Source organism: Neisseria sp. 19428wB4_WF04, assembly GCF_015235335.1.
In the GTDB taxonomy this organism is placed as follows: domain Bacteria; phylum Pseudomonadota; class Gammaproteobacteria; order Burkholderiales; family Neisseriaceae; genus Neisseria; species Neisseria musculi.
This window is the reverse complement of record NZ_JADGLG010000202.1, coordinates 1-387: the sequence shown is the minus strand read 5'-3', so window position 1 is coordinate 387 and position 387 is coordinate 1. Positions and strand designations below refer to the sequence as shown.

Sequence of the window (387 nt, the reverse complement as noted above, 5' to 3'; positions counted from 1 at the left end):
GTCGAGCGGGTCTCAGAGATCCGGCTCTACAACCGCTGGGGGCAGCTCAGCGAGCGCGCCCAGATGATGCGGGTGTGGCTCGGCGAGACCGAGGCCGAGGCCGAGTATCGCCTGGTCTTCGACGCCGTGGATGCCGACTGGCACCCCGGCCTCCCGCTCTATCTCCGCTTCGACAATGCCCGGTTCCGCTACCTGAAGGTCGATCTCGACGAGGAGCAGATCCTGCACCTCGACGGGATCGAGATCTTCGCGGCCCGCTGACCCGGCGCGCCGGAGGACAGCCCGCATCACGGATGATGACGCCACCCATGACGAGGCAGACCGCATGAGCGCGCCGGCCGGCGACAGGCCGCTCTTCCCGTTCGGGCCGATCCTGTTCTTCGGCGA

1 protein-coding gene is annotated in these 387 nt (G+C 68.2%); it reads left to right on the top strand.

Annotated elements, in window-relative coordinates; genetic code table 11:
- Positions 1–261 (top strand): hypothetical protein (locus tag IR141_RS13005; protein ID WP_209304463.1); only part of this gene is annotated, 261 nt, incomplete at its 5' end.
- Between the last annotated feature and the right edge of the window lie 126 nt (positions 262–387).